Below are 21048 nucleotides of genomic sequence, written 5' to 3'. Positions count from 1 at the left end.
AAACCAGTTTAGTTTTAGCTAAACTGGTTTTTTTTATAGTTGAAAAAGCCAATAGGTAAGCATTAAGATAACAACTATTCCAATCATTAATTTTTTAATGAATAGCCTTTTGTTTTGTCTGCGGGTTTTTAGCCTGATACGTCTTAAAATATGAGGTTGTAATTTAGGCAAAGTGTAAGGCTTGTAAATTCGTGTTTTACCAGGTCCTCCATTCATTTTAGTAAATGGTTTGTGCTTTCTGTTTTTTAATAGTTTTCTATTATTGTTTAATGAAACATTCATTGCTGACATTGAGCTCATAATATCTTTTTTTTACTCTGAAATATTTCAGAAATTATATGTTACTACTAGAGTATATAATGCCATCCGATGTCGTAAATCACGAATCGAAGAGGTCTTAATTATAAATGTAAAAGATAGTTTTGAGAGTACTCAATCGTACCAGTTAAAAGATCTAATTGTAATGCAGTATTATAAAATAACTGCTAAGGCGATTGCAAAAACAGACACTTTTAAAAGCGTTTCAATACTTGAAGTAAATTGATATTGTCTGCTCTTTACACGTTGCCTAATACCAAAGATTGAATTTGAATTAAGGTTGTTTAAATTACATTTAACAACTTTTTTATAGTTTGAATTTAATAAGCCTTCAGGTGTTTCAAATTCTGTTTCTAAATGACGTATGGGTAACGGTTCTAATTCTTGAGTAATTAATAATTCCATGATGGTTGATTTTTTATGATTATACAAATAAGACGTATTATCCTTAAAAATGTTACAGCGATTTGTCTTCTAAAGCGTTAAAAGTCAAGCATAAAATTCTCGAACTACCTATAATTACTAATGTGTTTTGAAATTGTTAAAATTGAAAAAATATTTCAGAGTTATCGGTTTCTCCAGAAAAAAGGAGTTAATAATATCAGCACTGTGAAGAGTTCTAAACGACCAATAAGCATTAGAAAAGCAGACCACCATTTTCCAAGTGCAGGTAATGCAGCATAGTTGTTTACTGGTCCGAAATTACCAAGAGCTGGTCCAACGTTTCCTAAACTTGAAGCAGAAAGTCCGATAGAAGATTCAAAATCAATCTGGAACATAGAAAACACCAAAGCACCAACAATAAAAGAAATCATATAAAGTATGAAGAAACCTAAAATGTTGAAAACAATATTTCCTGTAACGCTCCTTTTATTGTATCGAACAGGTAATACGGCATTGGGATGTAATGCTCTTTTAAATTCGAGAAATCCATTTTTTATCATAATCATATGGCGAACAACTTTTACACCACCTGAAGTACTTCCAGCCGATCCGCCAAGAAACATTAATCCAAAGAAAAATACCACTAAATATGGAGTCCATAAAGTGTAATCTGCAGTTACAAATCCAGTAGTGGTAATGATGGCTATCACCTGAAACAAAGCATGACGTATTGAAGCTTCACCTTTGCCATATACCATTGGATGATCAATTGAAGATATTGAGAAGTCTGCTCTAAAATAGATAATGAGTGCTGCAATTATTGTAAATAATGCTATAAATTTAAAATAGAGTTTGAATTCTTCATCTCGTATAGCCTTTTGTACTTTTCCTTTAAACGCAAAGTAACTCAATACAAAATTGGTACCTGCCAAAAACATAAACACTATAATTATGTACTGGATGATGGGTTGTCCGTTCCAATACGCAACACTAGCATTTTTAGTAGAAAAACCTCCAGTTGATAAGGTGCATAAGGAATGATTTATGGCATCGAAAAAGGACATTCCGGCAACTTGTAATAAAATCGTTTCAGCAGCTGTATAACCAAAATAAATAAGCCATAGTCGTTTAGCTGTATCTGTTATTCGAGGATGTAGTTTGTCTGCATTAGGACCAGGAGCTTCAGCAGCAAAAAGCTGCATACCACCAATACCTAATAATGGTAAAATTGCTATGGCGAGAACAATAATTCCCATACCACCAATCCAGTGCGTTAGACTTCGCCAGAATAATACACCTTCAGGAATAGATTCAATATCATTTAGTATAGAGGCTCCAGTCGTGGTATAACCAGACATCGTTTCGAAAAAGGCGTCTGTAAAACTAGGAATAGATTCGGTTAAAAGATAAGGTAGTGTGCCAGTAAGCGCCATCACAATCCAGCCAAAGGAGACCACAAGATATCCTTCCCGTTTATTTAGTTCTTTTTTGTGATTTTTTGTGGTGAGCATCAAAATTCCACCGACGATAACCACTAATATTCCTGATAATAAAATTTGTGTTGTTACACCATCTTTATAGATAAAACTCATTAATGCAGCCAACAGCATGAAGCCACCATTAAACAACAATAACAATCCGAAAAAATGGAAAATAATTTTGAAATTGAGTTTCATTGGTTGGTTGCTATGGTCTTAATTTAATGAACATTTTAAAAGAAAAAAGATTCAACTTTTGTAATAGATCTTGGTAAACAACAAACGACAACTTTATCGCCTTCTTGTATTTGGAAACTACCTAAAGGAATAATACCTGTTTCGTTTCTAATAATACCTCCAATAATTGCAGATCGAGGAAAGTCTAAATCTTTAATAGGTTTTTTGGTGATTTTAGAATTTGCCGAATTGACTTCAAACTCTAATAGTTCAGCATTCATATTAGTCAGTTTTGTCATGGCTAAAACTTCACCTTTTCTAATGTACCTAAAGATGTTATTTGCTGCTAAAAGTTTTTTATTAATAAGTGTGTCAATACCAATAGATTGAGATAATTGGTAATAATCCATGTTTTCAACTAAGGCAATGGTTTTTCTAACGCCTTTTGATTTTGCAACCAGACATGACATGATATTAGTTTCTGAATTACCAGTAACTGAAATAAAAGCATCCATGTCACTGATGTTTTCTTCCTCTAAAAGCTCAACGTTTCTACCGTCACCATTAATGACTAAGGCGTTAGGTAAGTCATCTGCAAGTTCAAAAGCAATGTCTTTATCTTTCTCAATGATTTTTACATTAAATTTATTCTCGCTAAGATCTCTTGTTGTTTTAAAGCCAATTTTGCTTCCACCAAGAATCATCACATTTTTTACCTCAGCTTTAACACGACCTGATAGCTCAAAAAGCTCATCATCTCCACCTTTAGAGGTCATGAATACAACTTTATCGCCTTCTTTAAATTGGGTGTCTCCTCTGGGAATAATGGTGTATTGCGTTCCAAAGCGTTGAATAGCAATAGGAATAAAATGGAGTTCAGGAAAAACCTGAGCAGCTTCTTTAACTGTTTTGCTAACAAAAGATGCTGTTCTGGATAAACGCAAACTAAGCATGGTTAAGGCACCTTCTTCAAATTCGTAAGTATCATTAAAGCCATACTGATTTAATAATAATTCGATTTCTGAAGCGGCAAGTGCTTCTGGAGAAATAAGCTCGTCAATACCAAATTTAGTAAATCCAACGTCATCCTTATTGTCAATAAATTCAGCATTAGAAATTCTGGCAATTGTTCGTTTTGCACCTAATTGCTTGGCGAGAACGCAAGCTGTAATATTTGTGGTTTCTGAAGAAGTCACTGCTATAAAAAGCTCAGAAGTATTAATTCTGGCTTCTTTTAAAATAGCTATTGAGGTGACATCACCTTTGATAACTCGTATATCTAAATGATCATTAGCATATGTTAAATTCTCCTTGTTAATGTCAATAAGTGTAATCTCTTGAGATTCATATGACAATAGTTTTGCTAAATGAAATCCGACTTCTCCTGCTCCAGCAATTATTATTTTCATTAAATAAATTGTATTGAAAAAACATACAAATATACTACAATATTATCTCAAATAAAGTAAATGGGTCTTGATTATAATTCATAAGGTAAATTCTTAAATACTGTAAGATAGATGTCTTATATTTGCAAAAAAGTTGAAGGTGTCAAAAGTAAAACCATATAAAGATAGTGACCTAAGCAAGAAACAACAGGTCACTCAAATGTTTGATAATATATCAAAGGAATATGATGGGTTAAACCGTGTAATTTCATTTGGTATAGATATTAAATGGCGAAATAAAGTTGTTGATATCGTTGCTGAAACAAAGCCGAAAAACATATTAGATATTGCCACAGGTACTGGAGATTTGGCTATTAGTTTGGCTAAAACGAATGCCGAATCGATTGTAGGTTTAGATATTAGTGATGGAATGTTAGAGGTTGGTAGAACTAAAATCAATACCAAAAAATTAGATGGTGTAATTAGTATGGTTGTTGGTGATTCTGAGAATTTACCTTTTGAAGATAATTCATTTGATGCTATAACAGTGGCTTTTGGCGTTCGTAATTTTGAAACCTTAGAAAAAGGCCTGGCTGAAATTTTACGCGTTTTAAAACCACAAGGTATTTTTGTTATTTTAGAAACATCTGTTCCTGTAAAAACACCATTTAAACAAGGCTATAACTTTTATACTAAATATATTTTGCCTACTATTGGAAAAGTGTTTTCTAAAGATCAATCTGCTTATTCATATTTGTGTGAATCAGCTTCGGTTTTCCCTTTTGGTGAAGCACTAAACAATATTTTACGTAAAACTGGGTTTATTAACGTTGAAGATCAACCACAGACCTTTGGTGTTGCAACTATTTACACTGCATCCAAAGCATAATGTAAATTTATGAGAAGAGTATTTATAGTCTTAGCCTTATTAATCGTAACGCAAACAGCGACTGCACAATTATTTAGTAGGGAAAAAATTAAGAATAACGAAAACTTTGATAAAGATCGTTTGTCTTGGGGTTTTTTTCTGGGTGTAAACAGTTATGATTATCAATTTAATTATGAACAAGATTTAAAAGATATACTTGTTGAAACAAATGTTGGTTTTAGTGTTGGTTTAGTATCCAACTTGCGTATTAATGACTATTTAGATTTAAGATTCGAACCAGGACTTTTTATTTCTCAAAGAAATATCATGTATGATCCTAGCTATTTTAATGGTTTGGAGTTTAATGATTCAGATTTATTACGTGAAGTAAAATCTACGTATGTGCACTTTCCTTTACTGTTAAAAATTTCTACTAAGCGTATAAATAATTTTAAGCCTTTTATAGTTGGAGGTATTTCTACTTCGATAAACTTATCCAGTAATGAAGAAAATCCAGACGATAATAGTGCAGGTCAATTTAGAACCACAAAAAATGTCATGTTTTATGAGCTAGGTTTTGGTATTGATTTTTATAACCAATGGTTTAAATTTTCACCTTCCATTAGAGGTGTTTTTGCTATGACAGATGAGATTGTAAGAGATGTTGACCCAAATAGTCCATGGACGAGCAATGTCACTACAATGAAAACTCGTGGCATCTTCCTGAATTTCACGTTTCAGTAAAATTTCTTTTACATCACCATTATGTCTATTTGTGCTGGTTAATTATTGTCTCTAATTTGAATGTCTTTATTTAGAATCAATAAAAATAACAAACTTCATCAATAAGCTGTTTTTTTACTCAATTAATTCGTATTTTTGCACCGATTTTTAGACAACTAATTTCAATAAAAAGCGTATGTCAAAAGACATTAAGATTAAAAAAGGTCTAGATATAAAACTTGTAGGCGAAGCTGAAAAATCAGTAGAACAAGCCATTATAAGTAATTTCTGCACTATCAGACCTGAAGATTTTCACAGCGTTATTCCAAAACTTGTTGCAAAAGAAGGAACTGCCTTAAAGGCTGGAGATGTTATCTTTTACGATAAATCAAATGAAGAGGTAAAGTTTGTATCTCCTGTTTCTGGAACTGTGATTGAAGTATTAAGAGGTCCTAAACGACGTATTGATGCTATTAAAATTCAAGCAGATAAACAACAGTCTTATAACGATTTTGGAAAGTTCAACATGAGTTCTGATGCTGCCACAATTAAAGCACATTTATTAGCTTCTGGATGTTGGCCCTTTATCAAACAAAGACCTTATGATGTTATTGCCAATCCTGAAAAATCGCCTAAATCGATTTTTATTTCTGGTTATGCCACTGCGCCTTTAGCAGCCGATTTGGATTTTGTATTGAAAGGTAAAGAAGCTGAGTTGCAAGCTGCAGTTTCAGCTTTAGCTAAACTAACTGAAGGTCAGGTACACATAGGCATAGGGTCTAAAAACTCGCCATTGGCAAGTATGACTGATGCTGTGATTCATAATGTGTCTGGGCCTCACCCAGCAGGAAATGTTGGAACGCATATCAATAAAATTGATCCCGTAAATAAAGGAGAAGTCGTTTGGACAATCAATGCTCAAGATCTTGTTGTAATTGGTGAGTTACTACTTACTGGTAAATTTAATGCTGAACGAATTGTTGCTTTAGCAGGTTCTTCAGTCAAGAAGCCAAGATATTTTAAAACTTTAATAGGTAGTGAAGTTGCCACTATGATTTATGATAATGGTGTAGATAAAGATGGTAACGATCGTATAATTTCTGGTAATGTGTTATCTGGAAAACAATTAAAGCCAGATGGAAGTTTAGGGTATTACGACAATCTAATCTCTGTAATTCCAGAAGGTGACGATTATGAATTTTTTGGTTGGAATAAGCCGATTTTTAATAAAATTTCAACTTCAAGAGCGTTGACGTTTTCTTGGCTAACACCTAATAAAAAACATGACTTAAATACTAACACCAATGGTGAGCATCGTGCTTTTGTTGTCACAGGTTCTTATGAAGAAGTGTTTCCGTTAGATATTTATCCAATGCAAATATTAAAGGCCTGTAAGTATGAAGATTTAGATGAAATGGAAGCTTTAGGAATGTATGAAGTGGCTCCTGAAGACTTTGCATTGACAGAATTTATATGTGTGTCTAAGCAACCACATCAAAATATCATTAGAAAAGGTTTAGACTTAATGCTTAAAGAGATAGGATAATGGGTTTAAAAAGTAATTTACACAATTTAAAAGAGAAGTATAAAGGAACTAAAATGGCACCTGCATTTAATGCACTCCATACTTTTTTATACTTACCGAATGAGACAACTCATAACGGAACTCATATAAAAGCTGCTGATGATTTAAAGCGAACCATGAACACAGTGATCATGGCTTTGGTACCTTGTTTAATCTTCGGAATGTTTAATGCTGGTTACCAACATTACTTAGCATTAGGAGACATTGAAGCATCTAGCGGATTTTTAGGATCGACGTTTTGGACATGGGATAATCTCGTTGTTGGTTTATGGCAAGTACTACCATTAGTGATTGTATCTTATGGTGTTGGTCTTGCTGTAGAATTTTTATTTGCAGTCATTAAAGGACATGAAGTTGAAGAAGGATATTTGGTTACAGGAATGTTAGTGCCTTTAATTGTACCTGTCGATATTCCTTTATGGATGTTAGCTGTTGCAGTTGTATTCGGTGTTGTTATCGGAAAAGAAGTATTTGGAGGTACAGGAATGAATATTCTAAATCCTGCCTTAACGATTAGAGCATTTTTATTCTTCGCTTATCCAACATGGATGTCAGGTGATAAGGTCTGGGTTCATGGTGCAGTTGAACGCGATCAAATGATTGCAGCTGGTGAAAATCTCGATGCTATTTCAGGAGAAACCATTTTAGGGGCTTATGCACAAAATAATTCAGTGATTTATGATTACTGGGATATGTTCTGGGGAATTATTCCTGGTTCAGTAGGTGAGACCTCTAAATTCTTAATCATCATTGGTGCATTATTCTTAATCTTTACTAAAATTGGAAGCTGGAGAATTATTATTTCAACATTAATAGGTGCTTTAGTTATGGGACTTATTTTCAATGGTGTTGTAGATATGGGTTGGATTGGAGAATCAAGTAAATTTTATGGCTTAATGAGTGTTCCTTTCTGGCAACATTTAATTATTGGTAGTATTTTATTTGGAGCTGTTTACATGGCTACAGATCCAGTAACCGCTTCCCAAACTAATAAAGGGAAATGGATTTATGGTTTCTTAATTGGTTTCATTTCTATTATGATTCGTGTATTTAATCCAGCTTACCCAGAAGGTGTATTCTTGGCGATATTATTAATGAATGTTTTCGCACCTACCATTGATCATTATGTAGTGCAAGGAAACGTAAAACGTCGTATGAAACGTTTAAAAGTTAAAACAGCTTAACGATGGAAAAAAGAACAGATAAAAACTCGTATACTGTAATATTTGCCATAGTAATGGTATTAGTTGTAGGCTCATTGTTAGCTTATTTAGCAGCATCATTAAAGCCTACTATTACAGAAAACCAGCGTTTAGAGAAACAACAAAACATTCTCTATGCAATGGGTGTAAATAATAATGATGAAAGTAGTGCTGTTTTTGTATCGACTGAAGAAGCACCTAAATTGTTTTCAGATAAAGTTTCTGAACAAATGGTTCTTGAAGTAAAGGATGGTAAGATGATCAATCAGATGACCAGACAGGAGTATATGGATGCAAATAATGGTCAGGAACCTTATTTAATTGATATCAAAAAACAGAAATCAAATGCCAAAGATGGTAAGGTAAGAAAACTACCTTTATTCATTGGAAATAATAAAGAAGGTAAAACAGTATATGTTGCTCCAATTTATGGAAAAGGACTTTGGGATGCAATTTGGGGCTATGTTGCAATAGATGAAAATATGGTGGTTCAAGGTGCTTATTTTGATCATAAAGGAGAAACACCAGGATTGGGAGCTAACATCAAGCAACGTTACTTTATGGATGATTTCTATGGAGAGCATTTACTAACTGAGTCTGGTGTGTTTAAAGGTATTACTGTGGCTAAAGGAAATGCAGATCCTAAAAATGAAGATAAAACAGACAATGAGGTGGATGCAATTGCAGGTGCTACAATTACTGGTGACGGAGTTTCAGCTATGATTAAAAGTGATTTGAAACTATACAAACCTTATTTTGATAACTTAAAAAAACAAGCTAACTAATATGGGACTACTTTCAAAAAAAGACGCAGCTTTAATAAAAGATCCTTTAGCGGATAATAACCCAATTACCATTCAGGTATTAGGGATTTGTTCTGCTTTAGCAATTACTGCAGAGTTAGAAGCGTCAATAGTAATGTCAATATCTGTATTGTTTGTACTGGGTGTTGGTAACGTGGTAATCTCTTTAATGAGAAATATTATTCCTTCAAAAATTCGAATTATAGTGCAACTTATCGTTGTGGCAACTTTAGTGATTATTGTTGATTTAGTGCTCAAGGCTTTTGCTTATGAGTTGAGTAAAACACTATCAGTATTTGTAGGATTAATTATTACCAACTGTATCATTATGGGTCGTTTTGAAGCTTTTGCTCTGGGTAACGGACCATGGCGATCATTCTTAGATGGTATTGGTAACTCTTTAGGATATGCAGTTATATTAATTATAGTAGGTTTTTTTAGAGAACTTTTAGGTTCTGGAACCTTATTAGGAATTCCTGTATTGGGAGATCCAATTGAAAAGACTGGATTGTATGCTTTAGGTTATGAAAATAACGGATTCATGTTATTATCACCAATGGCATTAATCGTGGTAGGAATCATTATTTGGGTACAACGTACAAGAAATAAAGCATTAGTAGAAGATTAAAAAATTAGTAAACGGTTGTTAATTGTAGTAAGTTACTATTAACCATTTAACACTGAATACTGAATACTAAAAAACATGGAACACGTAGAATTATTTTTTAAATCGATATTTATAGATAACATGGTATTTGCGACATTCTTAGGAATGTGTTCTTATCTTGCTGTCTCTAAAAAAGTATCTACAGCAGTTGGTCTTGGAGCTGCCGTAATTTTCGTATTAGCAATAACAGTACCTTTAAACTGGTTGTTAGATCAATATGTATTACAACCAGGAGCTCTATCTTGGTTAGGAGCAGAATATGCAGATTATGATTTAAGTTTCTTGTCATTTATCATGTTCATTGCTACTATAGCAACTATGGTACAATTGGTAGAAATAGTTGTAGAGAAATTCTCTCCTTCATTATATAATTCTCTTGGTATTTTCTTACCACTTATTGCTGTAAACTGTGCCATCTTAGGTGGTTCGTTATTTATGCAATCTAGAGAAATTGCTACTTTAGGTTTAGCTACAACTTACGGAGTAGGATCAGGTATTGGATGGTTTTTAGCAATTTTAGCTATTGCAGCTATTCGTGAGAAAATCAGATACTCTAATGTTCCACCTGCATTGAGAGGTTTAGGAATTACGTTCATTATTACAGGACTTATGGCTATCGGTTTTATGAGTTTTGGAGGAATGTTAACTGGTGGTGATGAAGAAGCAGCAAAAGAAGAAACAACAGTTGAGGTACAAAAAGTACCAACTCAGGATAAAACAGAATTAGCTAACAACACTAAAATAGAAGAGTAGTATGATTTTAGCAGCAGCAGGAACCTTAGGAACCGTTTTAGCAACAGTGGCAGCATTTTTACTAGTAACATTAATTCTAGTATCGTTGTTATTATTTGTCAAACAAAAATTGTCACCATCTGGTCCAGTAAAAATATTAATCAATGGTGAAAGAGAAATTGAAGTAGCTTCTGGGAACACATTATTAACTACTCTTGGAGCAGAAAAAATATTTTTGCCATCTGCATGTGGAGGTGGTGGAACTTGTATCCAATGTGAGTGTCACGTGCTTTCAGGAGGTGGTGAAGCATTGCCTACAGAAACACCTCATTTTAGTAGAAAAGAATTACAGCAAGGAGCACGTTTGTCTTGTCAGGTAAAAGTGAAACAGGATATGGAAATTACTATTCCTGAAGAAGTTTTCGGGATTAAGAAATGGGAAGCAACTGTTGTACGTAACTATAACGTAGCATCATTTATCAAGGAATTTGTAGTTGAGATTCCGGAAGATATGGGCTACAAAGCTGGTGGTTATATCCAAATTGAAATTCCGCCTTGCGAAATTAAGTTTTCAGACATGGATATTACAGCGCATCCTGAAGAGCACGAAACTCCTGATAAATTTCAAGCAGAATGGGATAAATTTGGTCTATGGCCATTAGTCATGAAAAATGATGAAACTGTAGAAAGAGCCTATTCTATGGCTTCTTATCCAGCGGAAGGTCGTGAGATTATGTTGAATGTACGTATTGCTACTCCACCTTGGGATCGAGCAAAAAATGCCTGGATGGATGTGAATCCTGGAATAGCATCATCTTATATTTTTGCTCAAAAACCTGGAGATAAAGTTGTAATTTCTGGTCCTTATGGAGAATTCTTTATCAATGAGTCAGACAGTGAAATGTTATATGTTGGTGGTGGAGCTGGGATGGCTCCAATGCGTTCTCACTTATACCAATTATTTAGAACCATTAAAACTGGTCGTAAAGTGACATATTGGTATGGCGGACGTTCAAAAAGAGAATTGTTTTATATTGAACACTTTAGAAAATTAGAAAAAGATTTTCCAAACTTTAAATTCTATATGGCACTTTCTGAACCTATGGAAGAAGATAACTGGAAAGTTAAAAAAGATATTCATGATGAAGAAGGAGATGGTTTTGTAGGATTTATTCATAATTGCGTAATTGATAATTATTTAAACCATCATGAAGCTCCTGAAGATATTGAATTGTATTTCTGTGGACCTCCATTAATGAATCAAGCTGTTCAGAAAATGGGTGAAGATTTTGGTATTCCAGATGAACACATTAGATTCGATGATTTTGGAGGATAACATTCAAAATGCAAAATAATGTCATTCTGAACCTGTTTCAGAATCTCATTCAAAATTAAAAACCAACTCACATGAGTTGGTTTTTTTTTAATATAAGTCTAAATAATTTTTGTAATACTTGGCTTATTAAATCATTAGTCTATATTTGTTAAAAAAATTAACAAAATTTTAGTATATGAGACAATTATTCTTATTTGCAATGGCATTAGCTGTTTTTTCTTGTTCTTCTGATGATAGTAGCGAAGATGATGGTATGTTACCAGAAGGTAGCAATGGTACATTAATTAAAACGGTTAAAAAAGTATCAGCAGGTGGTGTTGTTGAAGAACAATTTGATTATGAGTATAATGCTCTTGGAAACATCACCAAATTAACTTCAGTGACTATTTACGGACAAACAATTACGACATTTCAATATGATGCTAACGACATTTTATTGTCGTTTACAGAAGTGAAAACAGATCCGTTTAACGATGTCAGAACAGAAATTGATTACATTGAGTATGATAATGGTGTCATAATTGGCATATGTCAAGATATTACTTATGATAATGAAACGTCATCGTTTGATGATCCAGAGGTTGACAAAATTGAATTTGAATATAATGCTTCGCAATACGTAAGTATGTTCACGCATTACTGGCAAGCTGATGCAGATTTTAATACTTGCAATGATTTAAGCAGTGTTTCTAATACTGAAGATTTAGAATACGATGCTAATGGTAATATGGTAAGATATGAAAATAGTGATTATTTTTTTACACCCAGTTACTTAACTTATGCTTATGATGATAAAAATCATCCTTATGCTAATGTTAAACCAGAAGTATTTAGGAAACTATATGGATTTTCAACCATCAATAATATTAGTTCAGCAAATGAGTATAATGCAGATACCGATGAATTAATAGGAACAATCGCTTACAGCTATGTGTTTAACTCAAATAATTATCCAACTGTATTAGAACGAACTTATACAGATGATAATGGTAATTTTGGACAAACGGCTCGATATGAGTACACTTACTATTAATATCCCTAAGTGTCCCTAAAAGATATTTAAAAAGCCAACTCATGTGAGTTGGCTTTTTTACTAAAATTAAAATTTAACTGCTAATAATTAAAAATACAATTCAACTTAATAAAGAGTAGTGTATTAATAATTTACCATCATGAATCCATTTTACCCAACCTTTACCTACAGAATTAAAATTATCAGTTAATAATTCAACATACATCCAGTTTTGTTTCACTTTTAAAGGACGCATAAAACTGTAATGTTCATTCACTATTCCTGCATGTTCTAATGGTTTTACAAAAACCTTTTGAGTTTCAGAATTTAAAAATTCTATACTATTAATATCTAATAAAAACTCTGGCCAATACATTAGTTTACCACTCATAATGTTTACATATGCCGTTTGATTCGTCAATGTATTTACTTCAATTTCTACAAACTCTTTCGTAATCGAAATGGCTTTAAAGTATAATATGCCATAATCTAATTTCAAATGTTCAGGTACTAACCATGGTGGAGCTAAAGCTATATTATAGCCTCCATATTTTCCAGACTTAAAAGTGAGACTGTCAGTTGGTAAACGATTTGAGAGAGAGCTTTTAAAATAAGGGTTTCCATAAAAATATAAAATATCATTTTCATTTAGATTTGGTGTAAACATACCTAAACCCGAAAGTTTGGTTTGAGTTTTGGTATTATTGGTATTAAGTATTGCAATAGGTTCTGAAAATGAAAAACCATTTGTAGCTGAAGACGTCTGTTGTTTAGGTTGCTTAGTTTTATGGTTTTCAATCATTTTAGCTTTTTGACGTTTTTGATATTTAATTTGATAATAAGCGAAAAAACTTACAATTGATAATGCCAAAATAACATTAAGTCTGAAAACAATTTGTCTATTGGTTTTATTAGCAACAAAAAACGAGATGATAAGTCCTATTAACGAAGAAATTACTGCATAGCCTAAAACAATTGCACCACCAGCAAGGCCTTGGTTTTTTCCCGCATCAACCAAACCTGCTACAGTAATTCCAATAAAAAAGAAAGTGATAATTGCAAGTATATAAAGTAAAAAGCTATATGGTTTTAGTAATTTATGTGCCATGATTAAAAAGTAATGATTTTGGTGACGGTTTCAGCTTGCTTTACTTCAATCGTGAAAGTTTCATTATGACCAACATGAGCTCCTAATGACCTTACTTCAACTTTATATGTTCCTGGGTTTAATAAAAATTCTCTGGGATTACTTTTATCAGAGGTATAAGTTCGTCCACCTGTTATACGTTTACCTGAATTAATGTCAATGAAATTCACACCAGCATCAACAAGCTCTCCATTTGATGTTTTTACGCCAATCCTTGCTTTACCTGTCTCAAAATTATGAGATATAGATGTTGTTTCATTAGAATTAATTTCAATCTTATCAATTTCAAAATAAGTGTTATTACCTTTCATTACTAATGCTTGAAATGTGATTTTATAGAGACCAGCAGGAACTTCCATAGTTTTAGTACGACCGTAGGTTCTTGTATTGGCAACAACTTTTCCAGTATTGATATCTAACATTTTTACCACAGTATCCCAGCCTTCATCATTATTGGTTGCTGTAACTTCTAGTGTACCTCCATCAAAGCTGATGTTTTTATGTTTAATGTCTCCTTCTTCCATATTGACTGTTATAGATGTACCAGGAATATCTGAACCTTCTAAAGGCCTAATAGCAATATCATATGTTCCTGGAGGTAAATACACCCAACCAGAATCACGATAGGTTCTTGAACCATCAACAACTTCTTTAGTTCCAGATTTGGTAACATTAATCCAGGCATCAACAGCTTGTCCGTTTTTTGAAGCATAAATTGAGAAGTTTCCATCAGGCTTATCAACAGTTTGAGTCGTAGCCTCAGTGAGTACTTCTCCTAAAGCACTGGCATTTGAAGCATCGTAGTAGTTTCCACCACCAGCATTAGCAGCACATTTTAATTGTGTGGTTTCACTTTCTTTGAGACCAAAGCCTACAATATGTAACTTAAAATCGATTCCACTGGCTTTAGCTTCTGAAACCACTTTACAGACATCACCATCACACGATTCTATACCATCTGTTATTAAAATAATAGTAGCTTTGGTATTGGTTTTTTTTAAAGAATTAATGGCAAGCGAAGCTGAACGTGCTAAAGGTGTTTTGCCTAAAGCCTTCATATTACTAACAGCATTTGTAATATTACTTTTAGAGTTGTTTTTTAAATCTACTAAAAACTCTATATCATTACAATCACCTTTTTGACGGTGTCCATAGGCCATTAGGCCTATATTCTGATTACTAGGAAGATTGTTCACAGAAGTAGATAATACTTCAGAAGCAATTACCTTTTTACTTTTACCATCTAGTTGTCCCCACATTGAACCACTAGCGTCGTAGATGAATAGAATAGGAGATGGAGCGTCCTGTTGCGTGTAAGATTGTAAACTAAAACCTAACACACAACATAGTGTGATTAATAACTTCATAATGTTAGGTTTTATAATGTATTTAAAGATACTAAAAATTAGGTTTCATTTTTATAAATACTTAAAAAAGAGAAAATTGAGGTTTTTATTTGAAATAAATTAATTGTAATTAATGGTCATATTTTTTGAATTCTAAATACGAAAATCAAAAGGTTTTACGTTTTTACTTTATGAGTAGGTTTTTGTTCACATTAATTGTTGTAGTTGTTATGGTTGCCTATACCGTACAGTCTAAATCTCTTGAAAAAATAACAACTACCACAGCAACTAAGTTAGATGATGCTCCTAGCTTAATCAACAAGGATCGCTTAACGATTTTCACCAGAGTTAATGTGCCTAGAGGTTATAAGCGTGTTAGCTATCCAAAAGAAAGTTTCCAAAATTATATAAGGCATTATAGTTTGAAACCTTTTGGGAGTAAAATTATTAACTATGATGATACACCCTATTTCTGGCAAGGAGGTCATATTGGAATTTTAGAAGTCCCAGTGCCCAAAAACGGCTTGCAGCAATGTGCAGATGCACTTATTAGAATGCGAAGCGAATACCTTTGGGACAATAACCGAAAAGCTGAAATTGGTTTTAATTTTACTTCAGGGCATTATTGCTCTTGGAACAACTACGCTGAAGGGTATCGTCCAAAGATTAATGGTAATAAGGTGACTTTCAGTAAAACTGCAACAGCAAATTATACTAAACCGAACTTTTATAACTATTTGAACTTAATTTATATGTATTCTGGTACGTTATCTCTTTATAATGAACTTAAATCTATAGATGACTCAGATTTAAAAATAGGTGATATGCTTATTAAAGGTGGTTCACCAGGTCATATTGTTATGATTTGCGATGAGGTTATTAATGATAAAGGCGAAAAATTATTTTTATTATTTCAAGGTAACACACCTGCTCAAAGTGTGCATTTGGTTAAAAACCTGAAAGATTTAAATATTTCACCATGGTATCAACTCAAAGAAGATGCAGTGATACCTGTATCAAATTATACCTTTTATGATTCTAAATTTGTGCGTTTTAAATAGCTAGTTTGTATCTTTGTATTATGAGTAAGGCACTTACAAATCAAGAACTTCATAATTTAGCTATGAACCATGTTGGTAAAGATTTAGAACAACGTGGTTTTGAATTTGTAGCTATAAATAGTAAGTTGAAAAAACATCCGCAATTTGTTTGTATTGATAAAAACAGTCAGTACTTTTTTGTGATTGTAAAAGCAGTTATACTTCCTGAAAATCCTAACAATTATGATGTGATTTGGATGGAAACCTTCAAAAAACACGCATTTGAAAAGGATGCCAAAGTCTTGTATGCAGGCGTTGGTTTAGGAAATCCTAATGGTGAAAATCTACCTATTTACCTTAATGAAGATTATCTTATTGAATACAATGGTATTCAAGTTATCGAAACAAATTTGAATTAAATGAAGCTTATTACTGTTGGATTGCTGTTATTGGGTTTTCTCTCTTGCAAAGAGAAATCAAAACAAGTTCAAGAACCTTCTGAGAATACTAAAGTTTCAGGACCTGTTTTTGGGACTTCTTATGCTGTGATTTATAATTCTGAAATTGACTATTCTAAACAGTTTGATAGTTTGTTTGCAGTCGTTAATCAATCGATGTCTACCTATATCGCAGATTCAGATCTTTCCAGATTAAACAAAAATGAAGACATTACCATGGATGCCCATTTTGAAAAAGTATTTTCTGCTTCCAAAAAGATTTATAATGCTACTGAAGGAGTTTTCGATCCAACCATTGGTGATGTCGTAAATGCATGGGATTTTGGAGCAGATAAAAATAAGTTTTTAACCGATAGTACAACAATTGACGGTTTAATGCGATTTGTAGGGTTTGATAAAGTCATGATAATTGATAATAAAGTGACTAAACCACCAAAAACCTATATTGAGTTTAATGCCATTGCCAAAGGGTATGGTGTAGATGTAATTGCAAATTTTCTCGAAAATAAAAATATCAATAATTATCTCGTTGAAATAGGAGGTGAGATTCGTGCCAGTGGTATTAATATAGAAAAAGAATCCCCTTGGAGAGTCGGACTTGATGAACCGCGTTTTGACGGCGAACAATCGGTTTTAAAAGCTATTACGCTCACAAATGTTGGTATGGCAACGTCTGGAACCTACAGAAAATTCAAAACTGACGAATATGGCAATCGCTATGCACACATTATAGATACTAAAACAGGTTATCCTAGTAAAACGAATATTTTAAGTGTGTCTGTTATTGCTGAAGATTGTATGACTGCTGATGCGTACGCAACTGCTTTTCAGGCTATGGGTATTGAAAAAGTCACCGAGTTTTTAAAATTGCATCCTGAATTAAAAGTGTTTTTAGTTTTTGAAAATGAAAATAAAGAGTTGGAAACTTTAAATTTAAATGACTTTCCAGAAAGTTAAGGTTTATAAACTACAGGAATAATTTCGCCTTTAGCCAGGCAGTAACGCTCAATTTCATCTCCAGAAAGTTGAGACGAATAATCCACTTCCTCTACTTTAAATCCAATGCTTCGAAGTTTGTCAAAATAATCACGACCATAAACTCTCACATGATCGTATTGTCCAAAGATTTTTGTACGCTCCTTTTGATCGGTTATAGAGTCATCTTCAAAGGTTTTTTTTCTAGATACATCCTGCGGAATTTGAAAAATACCATAACCTCCAGATTTCATCACACGATACAATTCCTGCATCGCTTTGGTGTCATCTGGAATATGTTCTAATACATGATTGCATAAAATGACATCATAACTATTATTTTCAAACGGAAGGTTACAAATATCGGCTTTGACATCTGCAATAGGAGATAGCAAATCTGTCGTTGTGTAATTTATGTTTTTTAGCTTTTTAAAGCGTTTCAAAAAACATTGTTCAGGAGCAAAATGAAGGACTTTCTTTTCTGCTGAAAAGAAATCAGTTTCATTTTTGAGATACAACCAAAGCAGTCTATGACGTTCTAAAGATAATGTAGAAGGCGACAACACATTATTGCGTTGATTCCCATAACCATAAGGTAAAAAGCTTCTAAAAGATTTTCCATCTATTGGATCTGTAAACCGATTTCCTTTTAGAAAAAAAGCAAGTATAGGTCGGGCGACATAACTTAACCTAATTAATAAAGGTCTTGGGATAACATTTAGTATAAGCTTAAAGAGACGTTTCATTTTAGAGCACTAAGGCTTCTTTTCTAAATTCATCTTCTTCATCGGACGTAATTCCTAAGGCTTCATGAACATATGCAAAGGTTGATAAAATTTCAGGTTTCCCATCTACTATTGCAATATCATGTTCAAAATGAACACTTGGTTTGCCATCTTGGGTAACTATAGTCCAGCCATCTTTTAATTGTTTTACGCGATGCGTTCCACCATTAATCATAGGTTCAATGGCGACAACCATACCTTCAATAAATTTCTTACCACGACCTCTTCGTCCATAATTTGGCATCTCAGGATCTTCATGCATTTTTCGTCCTAAACCATGACCAACCAGTTCTCGTACAACACCATAGCCATGAGCTTCACAATAATTCTGAATGGCATAACCAACATCTCCAACGCGATTACCTAGTTTGAACTCACGTATGCCAACATACAGAGACTCTTTAGTGACTTGAATTAATTTTTTAGTTTCAGGAGCGACTTCTCCAATTTCAAACGTATAAGCGTGGTCACCATAAAAACCATTCATTAAAGCTCCGCAATCTATAGAAACTATATCTCCATCCTTTAAAGGGGTGTCTGTTGGTAAGCCATGAACAACAGCTTCATTGACACTGCAGAGCAAAGTTGACGGACAGTCATAAAGTCCTAAAAATCCAGGAACAGCACCTTGTTCTCTTATAAAATCTTCAGCAAGTTTGTCTAATTGATTTGTGGTAACACCAGCTTTTACTTCTTTGGCGAGCATGCCTAATGTTTTTGAAACCACTAATGCACTTTGACGCATCAATTCGATTTCTTCTTTTGTTTTTACTATAATCATGTTTGAATAATATGAGCAAAGATACTTAAATTTAAAATTTAAAATTTTATCCCAAACATGATATTTGACAGTTTTTAATCAGCCTTTCTATTTTATCTTTGCATCAACGTAAAATCGATATCAAATGTATAAAACCGTTACAGCAGAAGAAGCTTTAAAAGTTGTTAAGTCTAATGACAGGGTTTACATTCAAGCAGCAGCAGCAGCACCACAAACTCTTATCAATGCTCTATCTGATAGACATGAGGAATTGAAAAATGTTGAAGTATGCCATTTGCATACTGAAGGCGATGCACCTTATGCAAACCCAGAATTAAAAAATAGTTTTCATGTGAATTCCTTTTTTATCGGAAAGAACGTTAGGCATACTTTAAAAGCTGGGAATGGTTCGTATACACCCGTTTTTTTAAGTGAATTGCCTCGTCTCTTCCAAAAGCGAATTTTAGATTTAGATGTAGTTTTGATACACGTTTCTGTTCCAGATCGTCATGGTTACTGTTCATTAGGAGTTTCTGTTGAAGCATCTTTAGCTGCCATAGATAACGCTAAATGCGTTATTGCACAAGTCAATCCTCAAATGCCAAGAACTCATGGAGCAGGTATTATACACATTACTGAAATTGATTATTTTGTGGAGTCAGATGAAGCCCTTCCAATTCATAAAATGACCGAACCTAATGAAATTGAGAGTAAAATTGGGGATTTTGTGGCTAACTTAATTGAAGACAGAAGCACATTACAAATGGGAATTGGTTCTATTCCTAATGCTGTATTAACCCGATTAACTAATCATAAAGATTTAGGGTTACATACTGAAATGTTTTCTGATGGTGTTATCGATTTAATATTAAATGATGTCATAAACGGTAACTATAAAAAGATTAATCGAGGTAGAGCGTTATCGACATTTTTAATGGGTTCTAAGCGCTTATATGATTACGTAGATGATAATCCGTTTGTAGAAATGCGTGCCTCTAACTATACAAATAATGCAGCATATATTAAGCAAAACCCAAGAATGGTAGCTATAAACTCTGCAATTGAAGTCGATGTAACTGGTCAGGTTTGCGCTGATTCAATAGGTTCTTCTATGTATTCTGGAGTAGGAGGACAAATGGATTTTATCAGAGGAGCATCGCTAAGTGATGGAGGAAAAGCTATTATTGCATTGCCATCTATAACTAGAAAAGGAGTGAGTAGAATTGTGCCAGTTCTAAAACCAGGAGCAGGAGTGGTGACAACCAGAGCTCATGTTCATTATGTGGTGACAGAATATGGTGTGGCTAATCTCTACGGAAAAACAATAAAAGAACGAGTTAAAGCTTTAGTTGATATTGCACATCCAGACCACAGAGAAAGTATAGATAAAGCATATTTTGAAATGCTGTAAAAGCTATTTAAACAGACCTAGAAACCCTTTTTTACGTTTGGGAGCTTTTATCTCTGGTGTTTCATTTGTAATCAATTGAAACACTTCGCCCCAACCTAAAACACCACCAATGTTTCGATCATCTATATAGATGTCTGCATAAATTTTGCGGCTGACCGTGTTATCGTATTTTTCTTCAGGGAAACTTTGGTTAACCGCATAAAATGTAATACCATTTTCTTTACAAAATGCGACAGCATCATCAAGTTTGGAGCCACTTCTATATGTCCATAGAATTAATCGATGACCCTCATGCTGTAATCGCTTCATGGTTTCAAATGCAAAGATGCGCGGTTTTCCAATTTTTGGATAGGCATCCTCAACAATAGTTCCATCAAAATCTATGGCAATAACAAGTTTGTCTAGAAAGTTCATAGGTTAATCCTTATAATTTGCAAAAATACAATAATTATC

The 21048-nt window shown here is 33.4% G+C and carries 22 protein-coding genes; 13 read left to right on the top strand and 9 right to left on the bottom strand.

Going from position 1 to position 21048, the window contains the following annotated elements; genetic code table 11:
* Positions 1-33: 33 nt before the first annotated feature.
* From ACRHNM_RS13825 to trkA, 4 genes are all read right to left on the bottom strand, one after another.
* Positions 34-300, bottom strand: coding sequence for a hypothetical protein (locus ACRHNM_RS13825; RefSeq protein ID WP_431137238.1), 267 nt, complete (start codon positions 298-300; stop codon positions 34-36).
* A gap of 171 nt (positions 301-471) precedes the next feature.
* Entirely contained in the window at positions 472-723 is a 252-nt protein-coding gene (locus tag ACRHNM_RS13820) for a hypothetical protein (protein ID WP_431137237.1), read from the bottom strand.
* A gap of 161 nt (positions 724-884) precedes the next feature.
* On the bottom strand, positions 885-2378 hold the full coding sequence (locus tag ACRHNM_RS13815) for a TrkH family potassium uptake protein (RefSeq protein WP_431137236.1): 1494 nt from the start codon (positions 2376-2378) through the stop codon (positions 885-887).
* 35 nt (positions 2379-2413) lie between these two features.
* Complete coding sequence (gene trkA, locus ACRHNM_RS13810) at positions 2414-3766, bottom strand: Trk system potassium transporter TrkA (RefSeq protein ID WP_431137235.1); 1353 nt, start codon at positions 3764-3766, stop codon at positions 2414-2416.
* A 139-nt stretch (positions 3767-3905) separates the two neighbouring features.
* On the opposite strand from trkA, the gene ubiE reads away from it, so the two are divergent.
* The 9 genes from ubiE (at position 3906) to ACRHNM_RS13765 (ending at position 12694) form a co-directional block, all read left to right on the top strand.
* The gene (gene ubiE / locus ACRHNM_RS13805; protein ID WP_431137234.1) at positions 3906-4634 is read left to right on the top strand and encodes a bifunctional demethylmenaquinone methyltransferase/2-methoxy-6-polyprenyl-1,4-benzoquinol methylase UbiE; all 729 of its coding nucleotides are present in this window, start codon (positions 3906-3908) and stop codon (positions 4632-4634) included.
* 9 nt (positions 4635-4643) lie between these two features.
* Positions 4644-5357, top strand: a complete 714-nt coding sequence (locus ACRHNM_RS13800) for a porin family protein (protein ID WP_431137233.1) — start codon at positions 4644-4646, stop codon at positions 5355-5357.
* Between the two features lie 175 nt (positions 5358-5532).
* Entirely contained in the window at positions 5533-6882 is a 1350-nt protein-coding gene (locus tag ACRHNM_RS13795; RefSeq protein ID WP_431137232.1) for a Na(+)-translocating NADH-quinone reductase subunit A, read from the top strand.
* The gene (locus ACRHNM_RS13790) at positions 6882-8105 is read left to right on the top strand and encodes an NADH:ubiquinone reductase (Na(+)-transporting) subunit B (protein ID WP_431137231.1); all 1224 of its coding nucleotides are present in this window, start codon (positions 6882-6884) and stop codon (positions 8103-8105) included. The genes ACRHNM_RS13795 and ACRHNM_RS13790 overlap by 1 nt, the downstream gene beginning before the upstream one ends.
* Positions 8106-8107: 2 nt before the next feature.
* Positions 8108-8908: a Na(+)-translocating NADH-quinone reductase subunit C gene (locus ACRHNM_RS13785; RefSeq protein ID WP_431137230.1), complete on the top strand. Its 801-nt coding sequence runs from the start codon at positions 8108-8110 to the stop codon at positions 8906-8908.
* Between the two features lies 1 nt (position 8909).
* Positions 8910-9554 carry an NADH:ubiquinone reductase (Na(+)-transporting) subunit D gene (locus tag ACRHNM_RS13780; RefSeq protein WP_431137229.1) on the top strand — a complete coding sequence of 215 codons (645 nt, stop codon included), beginning with the start codon at positions 8910-8912 and terminating at the stop codon, positions 9552-9554.
* A 75-nt stretch (positions 9555-9629) separates the two neighbouring features.
* On the top strand, positions 9630-10346 hold the full coding sequence (gene nqrE / locus ACRHNM_RS13775) for an NADH:ubiquinone reductase (Na(+)-transporting) subunit E (protein WP_431137228.1): 717 nt from the start codon (positions 9630-9632) through the stop codon (positions 10344-10346).
* A 4-nt stretch (positions 10347-10350) separates the two neighbouring features.
* The gene (nqrF, locus tag ACRHNM_RS13770) at positions 10351-11661 is read left to right on the top strand and encodes an NADH:ubiquinone reductase (Na(+)-transporting) subunit F (RefSeq protein WP_431137289.1); all 1311 of its coding nucleotides are present in this window, start codon (positions 10351-10353) and stop codon (positions 11659-11661) included.
* Between the two features lie 175 nt (positions 11662-11836).
* A complete protein-coding gene (locus tag ACRHNM_RS13765; protein ID WP_431137227.1) occupies positions 11837-12694 on the top strand; it encodes a hypothetical protein in 858 nt (285 codons plus the stop codon).
* Positions 12695-12794: 100 nt separating this feature from the next.
* Here the strand turns inward: ACRHNM_RS13765 and ACRHNM_RS13760 are convergent, their stop codons facing one another.
* Both ACRHNM_RS13760 and ACRHNM_RS13755 read right to left on the bottom strand, forming a co-directional pair.
* Positions 12795-13781: a hypothetical protein gene (locus ACRHNM_RS13760; RefSeq protein WP_431137226.1), complete on the bottom strand. Its 987-nt coding sequence runs from the start codon at positions 13779-13781 to the stop codon at positions 12795-12797.
* 2 nt (positions 13782-13783) lie between these two features.
* A complete protein-coding gene (locus tag ACRHNM_RS13755; protein WP_431137225.1) occupies positions 13784-15187 on the bottom strand; it encodes a vWA domain-containing protein in 1404 nt (467 codons plus the stop codon).
* Between the two features lie 125 nt (positions 15188-15312).
* Here ACRHNM_RS13755 and ACRHNM_RS13750 point away from each other — a divergent pair, with 125 nt between their 5' ends.
* From ACRHNM_RS13750 to ACRHNM_RS13740, 3 genes are read left to right on the top strand one after another with little or no spacing between them, the layout of a single operon-like run.
* Positions 15313-16227 (top strand): DUF4846 domain-containing protein, encoded by a 915-nt coding sequence (locus ACRHNM_RS13750; RefSeq protein ID WP_431137224.1) that lies wholly within the window; start codon positions 15313-15315, stop codon positions 16225-16227.
* 20 nt (positions 16228-16247) lie between these two features.
* On the top strand, positions 16248-16625 hold the full coding sequence (locus ACRHNM_RS13745; protein ID WP_431137223.1) for a Na(+)-translocating NADH-quinone reductase subunit F: 378 nt from the start codon (positions 16248-16250) through the stop codon (positions 16623-16625).
* A complete protein-coding gene (locus tag ACRHNM_RS13740; protein WP_431137222.1) occupies positions 16626-17621 on the top strand; it encodes an FAD:protein FMN transferase in 996 nt (331 codons plus the stop codon).
* Here ACRHNM_RS13740 and ACRHNM_RS13735 read toward each other — a convergent pair.
* Together ACRHNM_RS13735 and map are read right to left on the bottom strand one after the other, a co-directional pair.
* Positions 17618-18385, bottom strand: a complete 768-nt coding sequence (locus ACRHNM_RS13735; RefSeq protein ID WP_431137221.1) for a class I SAM-dependent methyltransferase — start codon at positions 18383-18385, stop codon at positions 17618-17620. The genes ACRHNM_RS13740 and ACRHNM_RS13735 overlap by 4 nt on opposite strands.
* Position 18386: 1 nt before the next feature.
* On the bottom strand, positions 18387-19205 hold the full coding sequence (map, locus tag ACRHNM_RS13730; RefSeq protein WP_431137220.1) for a type I methionyl aminopeptidase: 819 nt from the start codon (positions 19203-19205) through the stop codon (positions 18387-18389).
* Positions 19206-19329: 124 nt separating this feature from the next.
* On the opposite strand from map, the gene ACRHNM_RS13725 reads away from it, so the two are divergent.
* Positions 19330-20595: an acetyl-CoA hydrolase/transferase family protein gene (locus ACRHNM_RS13725; protein ID WP_431137219.1), complete on the top strand. Its 1266-nt coding sequence runs from the start codon at positions 19330-19332 to the stop codon at positions 20593-20595.
* Between the two features lie 3 nt (positions 20596-20598).
* Here the strand turns inward: ACRHNM_RS13725 and ACRHNM_RS13720 are convergent, their stop codons facing one another.
* Positions 20599-21009 carry a BT0820 family HAD-type phosphatase gene (locus ACRHNM_RS13720; RefSeq protein WP_431137218.1) on the bottom strand — a complete coding sequence of 137 codons (411 nt, stop codon included), beginning with the start codon at positions 21007-21009 and terminating at the stop codon, positions 20599-20601.
* Positions 21010-21048: the final 39 nt, after the last annotated feature.

This window comes from Psychroserpens mesophilus (assembly GCF_050617655.1).
Classification (GTDB): Bacteria; Bacteroidota; Bacteroidia; order Flavobacteriales; family Flavobacteriaceae; genus Psychroserpens; species Psychroserpens mesophilus_A.
Note: the sequence above shows the minus strand (reverse complement) of the source record. Positions and strands in the feature narration are given on the sequence as shown.